Origin of the sequence: Patulibacter sp., assembly GCF_030655195.1 — a bacterium.
In the GTDB taxonomy this organism is placed as follows: domain Bacteria; phylum Actinomycetota; class Thermoleophilia; order Solirubrobacterales; family Solirubrobacteraceae; genus Patulibacter.
The window spans coordinates 1-12,945 of the sequence record NZ_JAURWA010000034.1 but is presented as its reverse complement, the minus strand read 5'-3'; the positions used below and the strand labels follow the sequence as shown (position 1 = coordinate 12,945).

Genomic DNA, 12,945 nt, shown 5'->3' with positions numbered 1-12,945 from the left:
GCCGCTACACCGGCGGTCGCTGCGCCAGCTCGTTCGGGTGGACGGGCCCCGTGCGGAAGCGTCGCGGCACCCCGTCCGCGCCGGCGACGTGCATGGCCGGCTGCCCGTCGACCTCCACGATCGTCGTGATGGTCGTCGGCGGCAGCGCGGTCCCGCAGGCCGCGACGGCCTCCGCGGTCGTGGCCGCGGTCCCCAGGCGGCGGACCTGCGCGAGCGTCGGGAACGCGAGGATCGGCAGGCCGACCTCGGCCTCCTCGAGCAGCCGCGCCGGCGTCGTCCAGCGGGCGACGTCGATCTCGTGCGCGTCGCCGGCCGGGGTGGCGGTCGCGTCGACCGCGGCGAGGAAGAAGACCGTGTCGAACCGGCGGGGCAGGCCCTCCGGCGTCAGCCAGCGGTCGAACGGGACGAGCGCGTCGGGGTGGAGCCGCAGCCCGACCTCCTCGTGGACCTCGCGCACCGCCGCGGCGCGCCATCGGCCGTCGCCCTCGCCGTCCTCCGGCTCGACCCGGCCGCCGGGGAAGACCCAGTAGCCGGGGAGGAACAGCGACGCCTCGGAGCGCCGGCCGATCAGGACCTCGAGACCGCCGGGGCCGTCGCGCACGATCAGCACCGCGCCGGCCTCCCGCGGCACGACCGGCCCGGCGGGGACCGGCCCGCCGCCGGGTGCGCCGGCGCCCCGGACGGGGTCGGAGCTCAGCGCTGCTCCTGCAGCATCTCGGCGACGAGGAACGACAGCTCGAGCGACTGCTGCGTGTTGAGTCGCGGGTCGCACGCCGTCTCGTACCGCGTGGCGAGCTGCTCGTCCGAGATCTCCTGGCCGCCGCCGAGGCACTCGGTGACGTCCTCGCCGGTGTTCTCGACGTGGATGCCGCCCGGGTGCGTGCCGAGCGCGCGGTGGACCTCGAAGAAGCCCTTGACCTCGTCGACGACGCGGTCGAAGTGGCGCGTCTTGTAGCCCGACGGCGCCTCCTCGGTGTTGCCGTGCATCGGGTCGGACTGCCAGACGACGCGGTGACCGGAGGCCTCGACCGCCTCGACGATCGGGGGCAGGACCTCGCGCACGTTGCCGTTGCCCATCCTGGCGACGAGCGTGACGCGGCCGTCGACCTTGTCGGGGTCGAGCGCCTGCACGAGCGCGACGGCGTCGGCGGGCGTCGTCTTTGGGCCGATCTTCACGCCGGTCGGGTTGGCGGTCAGCGCCGCGAAGGCGATGTGGGCGCCGTCGATCTGGCGGGTCCGCTCGCCGATCCACTGCATGTGGGCGGAGAGGTTGTAGAGCCGGCCGCCTTCGAGGCGGAGCATCGCGCGCTCGTAGTCCAGGACGAGGAGCTCGTGGCTGGCGTGCATCTCGACGGCGCGCAGGGCGTGGTCGTCGACCCCGCAGGCCTTCATGAAGCGGAGGCTGCGGTCGATCTCGTTGGCCACGCGCTCGTAGCGCGCGCCGGCGGGGGCGCTCGCGACGAAGTCCATGTTCCACTCGTGGACGTGGTGCAGGTCGGAGTGCCCGGAGATCGCGCGGGTCATGTTCATCGCGGCCGACGCGTTGGCGTAGGCGCGGAGCATGCGCACCGGGTCGGGACGACGACCCTCGGGCGTCGGCTCGAACGCGTTGACCATGTCGCCGCGGTAGGACGGCAGGCCCAGGGCGTCGGTGTCGGACGAGCGCGGCTTGGCGTACTGGCCGGCGATGCGCGCGATCTTCACGACCGGCATCGACGTGGAGTACGTCAGCACGACGGCCATCTGCAGCAGCGTGCGGATGGTGCCGCGCAGGTGCGCCTCGGTGTTGTCGACGAACGTCTCGGCGCAGTCGCCGCCCTGCAGGAGGAACGCCTCGCCGCGCGCGACGGCGCCCAGGCGCTCCTGCAGTCGGTCGACCTCCATCGGCAGCGTGACCGGCGGAACGGCCTCGAGCATCCGGCGCACGCGCGAGGTGTAGTCGGCATCGGGCCACGAGGGCTGCTGCAGGGCGGGCCGCGACAGCGCCTCGTCGAGGGCCGCGCGGAGCTCGGGCGGCAGCGGCGGCAGGTCGGGCAGCGACTCCGCGGGGATGTCGATCGTCCAGTTCACGTAGGGGAGCCTACGGGGCCAGGCGCCGAGGCCCCTGCTCGGCGCGCGACGGGACGGCCGCGGCTCACCGGGGGCCCGCGCCGGGCCCGGCGGGTCGGCACGTCCGACGGGCCGGCGCGGACCCGCCGACCGTGGTGGACGACCGCGGTGTTGTCACACGGCGGCCCGTCGCGGTACTACAGGGGTGATGGGACGCTGGAGAGGCCGGGGACGGTCCGACGACGAGCTGCTCGCCCGGGCCGACGCCGCGGCGTTCGGGGAGTTCTACGCCCGGCACGAGCGCGCGGTGCTCGTGTTCATGCTGCGGCGGACGAGCAGCCCGGAGGTCGCGGCCGACCTGACCGCCGAGGTCTTCGCCGCCGCGCTCGAGGGCGCCGCGAGCTTCGATGGCCGGGACGGTGCCGCGGCGGTGGGCTGGCTGTTCGGGATCGCGCGCAACGTGCTGTCGCACAGCTACCGCTCGGCCCGCGTCCGGCGCGACGCCCGGGAGCGGATGGGCGTGCCGCCGCTCGTGCTCGGCGACGACACCCTGGAGCACCTCGAGCGCCTCGCGGACCTGGCGCGCGGGGGAGAGGCGGTCCGGCTGCTGGACCGCCTGCCCGCCGAGCAGCGCGAGGCCGTGATCGCCCACGTCCTCGACGATCGCGACTACGCCGAGATCGCCGTCGAGCTGGAGTGCTCCACCGCGGTGGTCCGCCAGCGCGTCAGCCGTGGCCTGTCGACCCTCCGCAGCCTGGTGCCGCCCGCATGACCGACCGCGACCTCGACGTCCCCGAGCTGGGGCTCGCGCTGCGCACCGCGGCGGCGGCCCGACGGGGCCCGGCGACCCGCCGACCGCTCCCGGCGCTGCGCACGCGCGCCCTCGCGACCCTGTGCGTCGCGGTCCTCGCCCTGGCCGGCGTGCTGACCGTGACCTCCGGCGCGACGCCCCCGACCGGTCCGACCGCCGATGACGGACTGCCCGCCCGGATCGTCGGCCCCGGGGTCCTCCGCTGTGCCCTGGCCGCCGTGCCCGACGCCGTCGCACCGATCGAAGGGGTGGTGCGCGGTGTCGGGATCTGCTGAGCGCGACCGGCTGCGCCGGGCCCGCGAGGAGCGCGAGGCGCAGGAGCGCTCGGCGACCGACCGCCGGCGCCGCCTGCGGGCGCTGGGTGCGACCGCCGGCGTCGTCGTCCTGCTCGTGGCCGCCGTGGTCGCCTTCGGGGCGTTCAAGGGCGACCCCGCCGACGACGGCTCGCGGACCGAGGTGGACGGCGTCGGGGTCCGCGGCGTGGCCGAGACGACGGCGCTGCTGCGCGGGCTCCGCCAGGACGGCACGACGCTGGGGCGCCGCGACGCGCCGGTGACGATCCTCGAGGTCGCCGACCTGAAGTGCCCGGCGTGCAAGGCCCACGAGATCGAGACCCAGCCGGCGATCGTCGACCGCCTCGTGCGGACCGGGCGGGCCAACCTGCGGATGGAGCTCGTGAACTTCCGCGACGCACCGGCGGGCACCACCGACGGGGAGGGCGCGCGCCGCGCGGCCTACGCCCTCGCGGCGACCGACCGCTTCTGGACGTTCGCCCACCTGGCGTTCTGGAACCAGGGCTCGGAGCTCGATGCGTGGGCGAGCGAGCCGGTCCTCCGGGCGATCGCCGGAGCGGCCCCGGGCCTGGAGCCCGACGACGTCGACGTGCGGGAGACGCCGGCGTCCCGGTCGGGCATCGCGGCCGCCGAGCGGCTCGCCGCCGCGCTGCGGACCGACGCGACCCCGTCGGTCTACGTGGTGCCCCGCGGATCGGCCACGGGCGCCCGCGTCGAGGACCCCGGCGACGTCGACGCGCTGGACCGCGCGGTCCGGCAGGCCGCGGCGAAGGCGCGCTGAGCGCCGGCGGGCGGGGCAGGGGCGCGCCCGGCGACAGGTCGCTGCCGCCGCCGTCCGCTACGTTCGCGGCATGGGCTCGAACGCCGAGGACGACACCCCCGCCGGGACCCACGAGAACGGACCGGGACCCGATCGACACATCGGCATCCTGCTCTTCGAGGGCGTCGAGGAGCTCGACGCGATCGGGCCCTGGGAGGTGCTCTCCCACTGGACCCAGGTCTTCCCGCAGGACGGCTGGAGCGTCTCGTGCCTCTCGCGGTCCGGGGGTCCGGTGACGTGCGCGAAGGGCCTCGTCGTCCACGCGCACCACGGCTTCGACGACGCCCCGCCGCTCGACGTCCTCGTCCACCCCGGCGGCGAGGGCACGCGTCCGCAGCTCGACGACGAGGCCCACCTGGCGTGGGTCCGGCGGATGCGCGACGAGGTCCCCCTGATGACCAGCGTCTGCACCGGGTCGCTCGTCTACGCCGCGGCAGGGCTGCTCCGGGACCGCCCCGCGACCACGTACCACGCCGCACTGGGTCTGCTCGCCGAGCTCGACCCGTCCATCGACGTCCGGCCCGACGACCGGTTCGTCGACGACGGGGACGTCGTGACGTCGTCCGGGGTCTCGGCCGGGATCGACATGGCGCTGCACCTCGTCGACCGGCTCGCCGGCACCGCTCGCGCGCAGGACGTCCGACGCGGGATCCAGTACGACCCGGACCCGCCGGTCTGACCGCGCGGGGGTCCGCACCGCCCCGGGACCGCCCGGCGGACGCCCGGCCGACCGGCTCCCCGGCCGGCCCGATCGGCCGGCCCGTCCGCCCGGCCCGACCGCGCGGCCGCGGTCCGTCGCGTACGGTCGACCGATGACGACAGACGACGCAGCCCGCTCGGCCGACATCGAAGGCCGGGTCGCCGACTGGGTGCAGTCCACCCTCGGTGCGGCCGGGACGACGGGGCAGGTCGAGGTCTCCGCCTCCGCCAAGCGCGCCGTGAGCCTGCCCGACGACGGGCTCGAGGTGCGCCCGGAGGACTGGACGGTCACCGTCGCGCTGCGCTTCGCGGAGGCCGACCGCGCCGCGAGCGACGACGCCCTCGCCACCCTGGTCGACGCCACCGGCACGGTGACGCTCGACGAGCGGGACGCGGCCGAGCTCACCGGGCCGTCCGAGGTGGAGCGCGCCGACGGCTCGTCGGACGGTCCGTTCGAGACGACCGTGACCGTCCAGGTCACCGTCCCGTGGCCCAACCGCAACGACGCGGCGGCCGAGTCCGCCTGAGGCGGGGCGCCCGAGGGCGCCGTATGATGTGACAGTGTCAAACGGTCGCCGTCCCGCCCACCCCGCGGACATCCACGCGTCCACCGGACCGCGTGCCGCGGCGCACGGTCCGGCGACCCTCGGCACGGCGCCGCTCGTGCTCGTCCCCGGCGCCTGGACGACCGGGGCGGCGTTCCACGACGTCCGCGACGACCTCGAGGCCCACGGGCACCGGACGCGCATCGTCGACCTGCCGGCCCACGGTCGCCGCCTGCCGCAGCTCGACCGGGGTGGGCTGGCGGCGATCGACCGGACGCTCGCCGAGGCGATCGAGGCCTGCGACGCCCCGCCCGTGCTCGTCGGGCACTCCCTCGGTGGGCTCGCCTGCCTCCGTGCGGCCGGGCGCCACGAGCTCGCCGGCCTCGTGCTGCTCATGCCCGCGCCGCCGACGGGCCTGGTGCGGTCGATGCTCGGCGGCGCGCTCCGTCGGCCGGTCAACTCGGTCGGCCTGCTGGGCGCGGCCCTCAGCATGCGCGTCGTGACCCGCCTGAGCCGCAGCCGGCCCGCGGGGCTCTACTCGTCCGACGTCACGGCCGCGACGCTCCGCCGCGCCCAGGCCTTCCGGGCGGACGAGTCGTGGGTCGTCCTCGCGAGCCTCCTGCTCGGCAGCCGCGAGCCGGTGCGCCCGTCGACCGTGCCCACGCTGGTCGTCGGCGGCACGCAGGATCTGACCACCCCGACGCCGCTCGTCCGGCGCCTGGCGGAGGACCTGCGGGCCGAGTACGTCGAGGTCGACGTCGCGCACGCCTTCAACGAGGAGCCGACGCATCCGCTGGTGACCGCGGTCGTCCTGGACTTCCTCGACGCGCAGGTCGCCTGACGCGCTCAGCCCGCCGACCACTCCTCGACGTCCCACCGCTCGAGGTCCCGCAGCCACGCCGCGGCGTTCCCGTCCGACGGGGCGCGCCAGTCGCCTCGGGGGGACAGCGCCCCGCCCGCGGAGACCTTCGGGCCGTTGGGCAGCGCCGAGCGCTTGAACTGCGCGAACCCGAAGTACCGTCGGCAGAAGACCTCGAGCCACCGGCGGATCTCTGCGGGGTCGTAGGCGGCCCGCTTGGCGTCGGGGAAGTGCGGCGGCCACCGGCCCGCCTCGACGTCGCCCCAGGCGTGGGTGGCGAGGAAGCCGATCTTCGACGGCCGGAAGCCGTACCGCAGGACGTGGAACAGCGTGAAGTCCTGCAGCGCGTACGGACCGACCTTGGACTCCGTCGACTGCAGCTCGTCCCCGGGGACGAGCTCCGGGCTGATCTCGGTGTCGAGGATCGCCGCGAGCGTCCCGTTGACGTCGGACCCGAACTGCCCGGACTCGATGACCCAGCGGATCAGGTGCTGGACGAGGGTCTTCGGCACGCCGGCGTTGACGTTGTAGTGGCTCATCTGGTCGCCGACGCCGTAGGTCGACCAGCCCAGCGCCAGCTCGGAGAGGTCGCCGGTGCCCAGCACGATGCCGCCGCGCTGGTTGGCGATGCGGAAGAGGTAGTCGGTGCGCAGCCCCGCCTGGACGTTCTCGAAGGTCACGTCGTAGACCTCCTCGCCGCGCCCGAACGGGTGGTCCATCTCCTTCAGCATCAGGGTCGCCGTGTCCGTGATGTCGATCTCGGCCTTCGTGACGCCCAGGGCGTCCATCAGCCGGTGGGCGTTGGTCCGGGTGCCGTCGCTCGTCGCGAAGCCGGGGAGCGAGAACCCGAGGATGTCGGTCCGCGGGCGGCCGGCGCGGTCCATGGCCTTCGCCGCCACGATCAGCGCGTGGGTGGAGTCCAGGCCGCCCGAGACGCCGATGACGATCTTCGGATCGCCGATCGCCGAGCACCGCTGCCCCAGGCCCGCGACCTGGATGTTGTAGGCCTCGTAGCAGTCCTGCTCGAGCCGCTCGGGGTCGGCGGGCACGAACGGGAAGCGCTCGAGCGTCCGGCGCAGACCGAGGTCGCGGTCGGGCGGGTCGAGGACGAAGCCGACGCGGCGGAAGCGCCCGGTCCGCGCCGCGTGGGTGCGGCGGTTGTCGTCGAAGGTGCCCATCCGCATGCGCTCCTGGCGCAGCAGGTCGAGGTCGACGTCGGCGACGGAGCGGCGGTCGCCGTCGGGGAACCGCTCGGTCTCGTCGAGCAGGACGCCGTTCTCGAAGATCATCGTCTGGCCGTCCCACGAGAGGTCGGTCGTCGACTCGCCCTCGCCGGCGGCCGCGTAGACGTAGGCGGCCAGGCACCGCGACGACGCCGCGCGGGCGTGCAGCCGGCGGTCGTCCGCCCGGCCGACGGTGATCGGGCTGCCCGACAGGTTCAGCAGCACCGTCGCCCCGGCCAGCGCGGCCTCGGCGCTCGGCGGCACCGGGACCCACATGTCCTCGCAGACCTCGGCGTGGACGACGAGGCCCGGCACGTCGTCGGCGGCGAACAGCAGGTCGGGCCCGAACGGCACGTCGGCGCCGGCGACGCGGATCTCGCCGTCCTCGTCCGCGCCCGACGCGAGCTGGCGGGCCTCGTAGAACTCGCGGTAGGTCGGCAGGTACGACTTCGGGGCGACGCCGAGGATCCGGCCCCGGTGGACGACCACGGCGCAGTTGTAGATCCGGTTGCGGTGGCGCAGCGGTGCTCCGAGGACGAGCAGCGGCAGCAGGTCGGTGGTGCCCTGGACGACGGTGCGCAGCGCGTCCTCCACGCCGTCCAGCACGGCGTCCTGGTGCAGCAGGTCCTCGATCGAGTACCCCGTGAGCGTCAGCTCGGGCAGCACCACCACGGCGACGCCCTCGTCCGCGCACGCCCGGGCCTGCCGCAGGACGGCCTCCGCGTTGCGCTGCGGGTCGGCGATGCTCACCCGGGCGGTGCAGGCCGCGACCCGGGCGAATCCGTGCTGGTAGAGGCTGCGGAAGTCCATGGCCCCGTCAGTGTTACCCGGATCCCGGCGACGTGCTCGTCGTGGGCGATCGTCACCGCCGGGCCACGCCGCCGCCGTCGTCGCCCTTTAGCCTCGATCGCCGCGTGACCGGCTCCGCACCACCACCGACCTCCGCCGTCGGCCTGGGGACCGTCCTCCGGGCCTGGGGCCGCATCGGCTGCCTGGGCTTCGGCGGGCCGCCGGTGCACGTCGCGATGCTGCGCGAGCGCTGCGTCGAGCGCGAGGGGTGGATCGACGCGGACGAGTTCGAGGACGCGATCGCGTTCACCAACCTGCTGCCCGGCCCGGCCTCGAGCCAGCTGGCGATCCTCACCGCCTGGCGGGTCGGCGGGCGGCTCGGCGGTCTCGTCGGCGGCCTGGCGTTCGTGCTGCCCGGGCTGGTGCTGATGATCGCGCTGGCGGCGCTGTTCCTGGCGGGGGCGCCGCCCGCCGCCGTGCGCGGAGCGGGGGCGGGAGCCGGCGCGGTCGTCGCGGCCGTGGCCGTGCACGCCGGCTGGTCCCTGCTGGGGCCCAGCCTGGCCCGGGCACGGGCGGGCCGGACGGCGCGCTGGGTCACCTACGTCGTGCTGGGCGCCGTCGCGTCGGCGCTGGCCGGGCCGTGGGTCGTGCTGGTGCTCGTGGGGTGCGGACTGCTGGAACTCGTCCTGCGTCCGCGTCCCCGGTCGTCGCGCGGCGGGGCGGTCCGGGGGCCTCTCCGCCTGCACGCCTGGCCCGTCGCGCTGCCGGTGCTCGCGGCCGTCGGGGGGATCGGCCCGCTGGCGTGGACCGCGTTCAAGGTGGGCGCGCTGTCCTACGGGGGAGGGTTCGTGATCGTGCCGCTCATGCGCGCCGACGCCGTCGAGCGACACGGCTGGCTGACCGATGCCCGCTTCCTCGACGTCGTGGCGCTCGGACAGGTCACCCCGGGACCCGTCGTCCACACCGTCTCCGGCGTCGGCTACGCGGCGCACGGCGTCGGGGGCGCCGTTCTCGCGGCGGTCGTGGCGTTCGCGCCGTCGTTCGCCCTGATCCTCGCCCTCGCACCCCGGTTCGGGACGCTGCGGCACGACGAGCGGCTGCGCGCGTTCCTCGACGGCGCGGGTCCGGCGGCGATCGGGGCGATCCTCGGCGCGGCGGTGCCCCTCGCGCTGGCGATCGGCGAGGCGTGGCAGGTCGCCCTGCTCGTGGCCGGTGCGGTCGCGCTGCTGACGGGGCGCGCAGGCGTTCTGACGGTGCTGCTCGGGGCCGGGCTGCTCGGAGCGCTGGCCGGTGCGCTCGGGGTCCCCCTGCCGGCCTGACGCCCCGCCGCCGCTCGGCCCGACTCCGGTCGGCCCGCCTCCCGTCGGCCCGCCTCCGGTCGGGGTCGGGCGGGTCGGCGGCGGGACGCCGCCGAGCACCGGTGGACGCAGGCTCAGCGCGCGTCGATCAGCACGTCGATCCTCGTGCCCTTCGGCGCCACGTCGACGGTGCGGCCGCGGTACACCGCGAGGTAGGCGTTGCCGGTGGCCGGTCGGCCACCGCGCCTCCTGGTCTCGTCCGACCCGTCGAGCACCCGGCCCAGACGGCAGCCCGCGGCGGCCACGAACGCGGGGACGGCGGCGCGCGGCACCGGGACCGACTTCAGGATCTCGGCGTCGCAGTCGCCGACGTGGCCGACGACGGCGGCCGGGGCGCCGACCGGCACGGTCCCGACCGCCAGCGACGCGGAGGACGGACCGGACGCCGCCTGGACGGCGAGCCCGGTGCAGACCGAGCCGGTGCCGACGGAGTACGTCGCGCGTTGGATCACGCCGATCCGGTAGGGCTGCAGCGGCCGCGACTCGACGCCGCACGGCGATCCGCCCCCGAGCGTCTGCTGCGTCAGGGTCCCGGACAGCGGCGAGGACGAGAGCACGGTGGCGGCCGCGATCGCGAGGTCGCCCTGCGAGCCCTGCGCGGTGGTGGCGGCGAAGAGGTTGCGGGCGAAGGTCTCGCGGACGACGACGCGACGCCGGAAGGACCCCGATCCCTCCTTCGCCCACACGCAGACGCGGTTGACCCCGACGCGCGCCCGGATGCGGATCGCGGTGGCGACGTACGCCCGGCCGCTCGAGGAGCTGCCGCCGACCCCGCCCCGGCGTCGGTCGGCGGCTCGCGGCCGCGAGGGGCACGAGTCCGCGCCGGGGCGGACGGCCAGGCGGACGGCGGCCGAGGAGGACCGCCGGTGGTAGACGACGTTGAGGTCGACGGGCTTGTTGGCGGCGAAGACCGCGTAGCTCGTCCGGGGCGCCGTGGCGACGACGACGGCGCGGCCCTTCGCCGGCCGGGGCTCCGGGGACGTCGCCGCCCCCGATGGCGCCGCGACCGCGAGGGTCGCAAGGAGGACGAGCGGGGGGAGGGCGCGACGCATCGGGCGAGGGTACCCGGCGCTCCTCCGGCGTCGGGGAGCCGTGCGCGGACCGGGGCGTGGGAGGCTGTGCGCCATGAAGGCGACGCTCGTGGAGTGGATGGGGCCGGAGGACGCGAACACCGGCGGGTTCGTGCACGGCGGGACGATCATGAAGCTCTGCGACGAGGCCGCGGGCCTGGCGGCGGTCCGTCACTGCCGCGCCCGGTGCGTCACCGCCGGCATGGACCGGATGTCGTTCAACTCGCGGGTCGACGTCGGCGAGGTCGTGACGCTCGAGGCGACGGTCAACGCCGTCTGGCGGACGTCGGTCGAGGTCGGCGTGCGCGTGACCGCCGAGAACCTGCAGACGGGCGAGACCCGCCACACCTCGACGGCCTACCTGACGATGGTCGCCATCGGCGAGGACGGCCGGCCCGTCGAGGTGCCGCCGCGCGAGGTCGCCGACGACGACCTGCCGGCCCAGCGGCGTCAGCGCGAGGCCCAGGCGCGACGGGCCAACCGGCTGGCGGAGCGCGAGTCGTTCGGCCGCGCGGACGCCTAGCGGTCCGCCCCGCCCGTCAGACTCGGCCCCATGACCGCCCACCGCTGGACGACGACGCCCACGCCCGTGGGCACCGTGACGCTGGTGGGCACCGACGCCGGGCTCTGCGGCCTCTACATGGAGGAGCACCGGCACCGGCCGCCGCTGCCCGACGACGCGGTCCGCGACGACGCCGCCTTCGGGGACGCGGTCGCCGAGCTCCGGGCGTACTTCGCCGGCGAGCTGCGCGACTTCGCCACGCCGGTGGCCGTCAGCGTCGGCACGCCGTTCCAGCACCGCGTGTGGGACGCGCTGCGCACCGTCCCCTACGGCACGACGACGACCTACGGCGAGCTCGCCGTCCGCCTCGGCGTCCCCGGCGGCGCCCGGGCGGTCGGGCTGGCCAACGGCCGCAACCCGGTCTCGATCGTCGTCCCCTGCCACCGCGTCATCGGTGCGGCCGGCGCGCTCACGGGCTACGGCGGGGGCGTGGAGCGCAAGCGCTTCCTGCTCGGCCTGGAGGGCGTGGTCGTGCCCGGCGCCGAGGTCCTGCGCCTGGACCTCGCCGGGATCTGAGCACCTCGACCCGCTCGGCGCCGACCGCAGCGGTACGGTCGCGGCCATGATCGAGATCACCCGCAGCCGCGACGTGCCCGGCACCCCCGACGACGTGGCGGCCGTCGTCACCGACCTCGAGGGCTGGCCGACCTGGTTCGCGCTCCACAAGGGCTGGGCCGGACCGATCCCGACGGAGGCCCGCCGCGGCGTCACGTTCAAGCACAAGGTCCGGGTGCTGGGGCTGAACGGCGAGGTGAAATGGGAGGTCGTCGAGCTCGACGTGCCGGCCCGGTTCGTCCTGAAGGGCAAGGGGCCCAGCCGGTCGAACATGGGCGTCGACTTCCGCGTGACCCCGAGCAGCGGCGGCAGCACCGTCGCGTTCACGGCGACGATCGGCGGGCTGGCGATCAAGCCCGTGGAGGGGATGCTGAAGGGCTGGATCGAGGTGCGGGCGGACCGCACGCTCGACGGCCTGGAGCGGGTGCTGAACAACCGCTGAGACGGGGGTGGCCGAGGGGGCGGTCCGTCTCCCGCAACCGGTCCGGGGGGACGTCGCGTACCGACGGGCAGCGCGGGGTAGAGCCAGCAGGACAGTCCGGTGTCCGCCGGACGCACCCCCCAAGCACGACCCAAGGACCGCCCCCATGGCCGCCATCCTCTTCGGATCGATCAGCACCATCGCCGACACCTCCGAGCTCCAGCGCGACGCGTTCAACCGCGCGTTCAAGGAGCACGGCCTGGACTGGAACTGGTCGCAGGACGACTACCGCGAGCTGCTGAAGAAGGCCGGCGGCAAGCAGCGCGTCGCCGACAAGGCGGCCGAGACCGGCGAGGACGTCGACGCCGAGGCCGTGCACGCCACGAAGTCCCGGCTCTTCCAGGAGTCCGTCAAGGACGCCGGCCTCTCGCCGCGCCCCGGCGTCGTCGAGACGATCAAGGACGGCAAGGACGCCGGCTACAAGATCGCCCTCGTGACGACGACCTCGAAGGAGAACGTCGACGCCGTCGTCGACGCGCTCGGCGGCGCCGTCGACCGCTCCGACTTCGACCTGCTGGTCAGCATCTCCGACGTCGATCGTCCGAAGCCGGACGAGTCGGCCTACCTGTACGCGCTGTCCTCGCTCGGCGAGGACGCCGGCGGCAGCGTCGCGATCGAGGACAACCTCGACGGCGTCGCCGCGGCCAAGGGCGCCGGCATCACCGTTGCCGCCTTCCCCAGCGAGAACTCGCAGACGCACGACTTCGACGCCGCCGACGAGCGCGTCGAGCAGCTCAGCCTCTCCGGCCTGCAGTCGCTGACCACCGCCTGATCCACCCACCGTCGGTGGGGGGGCGCGGGGGCCGCCGGGCCCCCCCCCCCCCCCCCCCC

The 12,945-nt window shown here is 75.4% G+C and carries 15 protein-coding genes; 11 read left to right on the top strand and 4 right to left on the bottom strand.

Annotated features, from left to right (window positions below; genetic code table 11):
• Positions 1–4 precede the first annotated feature (4 nt).
• Both Q7T67_RS03845 and Q7T67_RS03840 read right to left on the bottom strand, forming a co-directional pair.
• On the bottom strand, positions 5–610 hold the full coding sequence (locus Q7T67_RS03845; protein WP_304786173.1) for an NUDIX hydrolase: 606 nt from the start codon (positions 608–610) through the stop codon (positions 5–7).
• Between the two features lie 83 nt (positions 611–693).
• Positions 694–2,070 (bottom strand): class II 3-deoxy-7-phosphoheptulonate synthase, encoded by a 1,377-nt coding sequence (locus Q7T67_RS03840; protein ID WP_304786171.1) that lies wholly within the window; start codon positions 2,068–2,070, stop codon positions 694–696.
• A 187-nt stretch (positions 2,071–2,257) separates the two neighbouring features.
• Between Q7T67_RS03840 and Q7T67_RS03835 the strand changes: the two genes are divergently transcribed.
• The 6 genes from Q7T67_RS03835 (at position 2,258) to Q7T67_RS03810 (ending at position 6,058) form a co-directional block, all read left to right on the top strand.
• The gene (locus Q7T67_RS03835; protein WP_304786169.1) at positions 2,258–2,821 is read left to right on the top strand and encodes an RNA polymerase sigma factor; all 564 of its coding nucleotides are present in this window, start codon (positions 2,258–2,260) and stop codon (positions 2,819–2,821) included.
• A complete protein-coding gene (locus Q7T67_RS03830) occupies positions 2,818–3,135 on the top strand; it encodes a hypothetical protein (RefSeq protein ID WP_304786167.1) in 318 nt (105 codons plus the stop codon). The genes Q7T67_RS03835 and Q7T67_RS03830 overlap by 4 nt, the downstream gene beginning before the upstream one ends.
• Positions 3,119–3,934 (top strand): thioredoxin domain-containing protein, encoded by an 816-nt coding sequence (locus tag Q7T67_RS03825; protein WP_304786165.1) that lies wholly within the window; start codon positions 3,119–3,121, stop codon positions 3,932–3,934. Before Q7T67_RS03830 ends, Q7T67_RS03825 begins: the two co-directional genes overlap by 17 nt.
• Before the next feature lie 70 nt (positions 3,935–4,004).
• Positions 4,005–4,652 carry a DJ-1/PfpI family protein gene (locus Q7T67_RS03820; RefSeq protein ID WP_304786163.1) on the top strand — a complete coding sequence of 216 codons (648 nt, stop codon included), beginning with the start codon at positions 4,005–4,007 and terminating at the stop codon, positions 4,650–4,652.
• Positions 4,653–4,785: 133 nt separating this feature from the next.
• The gene (locus tag Q7T67_RS03815) at positions 4,786–5,199 is read left to right on the top strand and encodes a hypothetical protein (protein ID WP_304786162.1); all 414 of its coding nucleotides are present in this window, start codon (positions 4,786–4,788) and stop codon (positions 5,197–5,199) included.
• 34 nt (positions 5,200–5,233) lie between these two features.
• Positions 5,234–6,058: an alpha/beta hydrolase gene (locus Q7T67_RS03810; RefSeq protein WP_304786161.1), complete on the top strand. Its 825-nt coding sequence runs from the start codon at positions 5,234–5,236 to the stop codon at positions 6,056–6,058.
• 5 nt (positions 6,059–6,063) lie between these two features.
• Here the strand turns inward: Q7T67_RS03810 and Q7T67_RS03805 are convergent, their stop codons facing one another.
• Entirely contained in the window at positions 6,064–8,109 is a 2,046-nt protein-coding gene (locus Q7T67_RS03805; RefSeq protein WP_304786160.1) for an NAD(+) synthase, read from the bottom strand.
• A 104-nt stretch (positions 8,110–8,213) separates the two neighbouring features.
• Here Q7T67_RS03805 and chrA point away from each other — a divergent pair, with 104 nt between their 5' ends.
• Positions 8,214–9,407: a chromate efflux transporter gene (gene chrA, locus Q7T67_RS03800; protein ID WP_304786159.1), complete on the top strand. Its 1,194-nt coding sequence runs from the start codon at positions 8,214–8,216 to the stop codon at positions 9,405–9,407.
• A gap of 113 nt (positions 9,408–9,520) precedes the next feature.
• Here the strand turns inward: chrA and Q7T67_RS03795 are convergent, their stop codons facing one another.
• Positions 9,521–10,498 (bottom strand): hypothetical protein, encoded by a 978-nt coding sequence (locus Q7T67_RS03795; RefSeq protein ID WP_304786157.1) that lies wholly within the window; start codon positions 10,496–10,498, stop codon positions 9,521–9,523.
• A 73-nt stretch (positions 10,499–10,571) separates the two neighbouring features.
• On the opposite strand from Q7T67_RS03795, the gene Q7T67_RS03790 reads away from it, so the two are divergent.
• The 4 genes from Q7T67_RS03790 (at position 10,572) to Q7T67_RS03775 (ending at position 12,886) form a co-directional block, all read left to right on the top strand.
• Entirely contained in the window at positions 10,572–11,039 is a 468-nt protein-coding gene (locus Q7T67_RS03790; protein WP_304786155.1) for an acyl-CoA thioesterase, read from the top strand.
• Between the two features lie 30 nt (positions 11,040–11,069).
• Positions 11,070–11,594 carry a methylated-DNA--[protein]-cysteine S-methyltransferase gene (locus tag Q7T67_RS03785; RefSeq protein ID WP_304786153.1) on the top strand — a complete coding sequence of 175 codons (525 nt, stop codon included), beginning with the start codon at positions 11,070–11,072 and terminating at the stop codon, positions 11,592–11,594.
• Positions 11,595–11,640: 46 nt separating this feature from the next.
• Positions 11,641–12,075, top strand: a complete 435-nt coding sequence (locus Q7T67_RS03780) for an SRPBCC family protein (protein WP_304786151.1) — start codon at positions 11,641–11,643, stop codon at positions 12,073–12,075.
• A gap of 145 nt (positions 12,076–12,220) precedes the next feature.
• A complete protein-coding gene (locus Q7T67_RS03775; RefSeq protein ID WP_304786149.1) occupies positions 12,221–12,886 on the top strand; it encodes an HAD-IA family hydrolase in 666 nt (221 codons plus the stop codon).
• The last annotated feature ends 59 nt before the right edge of the window (positions 12,887–12,945 follow it).

What these genes read in the sequence shown, in the direction of transcription:
- Q7T67_RS03830 (WP_304786167.1), top strand. Translation starts at nt 2,818, where the DNA reads ATGACCGACCGCGACCTCGACGTCCCCGAGCTGGGGCTCGCGCTGCGC.
- Q7T67_RS03815 (WP_304786162.1), top strand. Translation starts at nt 4,786, where the DNA reads ATGACGACAGACGACGCAGCCCGCTCGGCCGACATCGAAGGCCGGGTC.
- Q7T67_RS03835 (WP_304786169.1), top strand. Translation starts at nt 2,258, where the DNA reads ATGGGACGCTGGAGAGGCCGGGGACGGTCCGACGACGAGCTGCTCGCC.
- Q7T67_RS03795 (WP_304786157.1), bottom strand. Translation starts at nt 10,498, where the DNA reads ATGCGTCGCGCCCTCCCCCCGCTCGTCCTCCTTGCGACCCTCGCGGTC.
- Q7T67_RS03785 (WP_304786153.1), top strand. Translation starts at nt 11,070, where the DNA reads ATGACCGCCCACCGCTGGACGACGACGCCCACGCCCGTGGGCACCGTG.
- Q7T67_RS03805 (WP_304786160.1), bottom strand. Translation starts at nt 8,109, where the DNA reads ATGGACTTCCGCAGCCTCTACCAGCACGGATTCGCCCGGGTCGCGGCC.
- Q7T67_RS03780 (WP_304786151.1), top strand. Translation starts at nt 11,641, where the DNA reads ATGATCGAGATCACCCGCAGCCGCGACGTGCCCGGCACCCCCGACGAC.
- Q7T67_RS03775 (WP_304786149.1), top strand. Translation starts at nt 12,221, where the DNA reads ATGGCCGCCATCCTCTTCGGATCGATCAGCACCATCGCCGACACCTCC.
- Q7T67_RS03820 (WP_304786163.1), top strand. Translation starts at nt 4,005, where the DNA reads ATGGGCTCGAACGCCGAGGACGACACCCCCGCCGGGACCCACGAGAAC.
- Q7T67_RS03790 (WP_304786155.1), top strand. Translation starts at nt 10,572, where the DNA reads ATGAAGGCGACGCTCGTGGAGTGGATGGGGCCGGAGGACGCGAACACC.